Origin of the sequence: Paracoccus sp. S4493, assembly GCF_000967735.1 — a bacterium.
GTDB classification, from domain to species: Bacteria; Pseudomonadota; Alphaproteobacteria; order Rhodobacterales; family Rhodobacteraceae; genus Paracoccus; species Paracoccus marcusii.
The window spans coordinates 1-801 of the sequence record NZ_JXYF01000027.1 but is presented as its reverse complement, the minus strand read 5'-3'; the positions used below and the strand labels follow the sequence as shown (position 1 = coordinate 801).

The 801-nt window shown below is 66.2% G+C and carries 2 protein-coding genes; both read right to left on the bottom strand.

What is annotated here, in order from left to right:
* Positions 1 to 225 (bottom strand): ATP-binding cassette domain-containing protein (locus tag TW83_RS05605; protein WP_045981796.1); only part of this gene is annotated, 225 nt, incomplete at its 3' end.
* Between the two features lie 59 nt (positions 226 to 284).
* Positions 285 to 801 (bottom strand): substrate-binding domain-containing protein (locus tag TW83_RS05600; protein WP_045981795.1); only part of this gene is annotated, 517 nt, incomplete at its 5' end.

Below are 801 nucleotides of genomic sequence, written 5' to 3'. Positions count from 1 at the left end.
GGGTTCGGCAAAGCGGACCGCCGTGCCGTTCACGCGGATCTCTCCGCTGCTGGGGGTCATGGCGCCTGACAGGATGCGCATCAGGCAGGACTTGCCCGCGCCGTTATGCCCCAGAAGGCCCACCACCTCGCCCGGATAGAGGCTGACCGAGACATGATCGACGGCCCGGACGCCGCCGAAATGCTTTTCGATGTCGATCATCTGGACCAGCGGCTGGTCTGACATGGGCATGCCCCTTGCAACGTGTCGGTGATCGGGGACCGCGCGGGCGGTCCCCGGCAGCATCAGTAGAGGACGTTCCTGGCCTCGTCGGACTCGATGTTGGCCTTGTCGACCATCACCACGCCGGTGTTGATGAACGGCTCGACCGTTTCTCCGGCCAGGATGTCCATCACGGTCTGCACGCCCATCTCGCCCATGGCGAACGATCCCTGCACCGCCGTCGCCGTCAGCACGCCGTCGCGCACGAACTGCTGCAGGTCCTCGTTCCCGTCAAAGCCCAGGGCGGTCAGCTGGCCCGCCTTGCCCGCCTGCTCGATCGCGCGCCCCATGCCGACGGCCGTGGGTTCGTTCGCACCGAAGATGCCGACCAGGTCCGGGTTCGACGCCAGCATGTCGGTGGTCTGGTTCAGCGCGTTGGCCATCTGGCTTTGCGAATAGAGCGGACCCACGATCTCCAGGTCGGAATTCTCCTGCAGGTAGGTGGTGAAGCAGCCGACGCGCCCGATCTCGGACCCGACGCCCGCGACATAGGACATGATCCCCACCTTGCCGGTCGTGCCGGCCTCGTCGATCATGCGC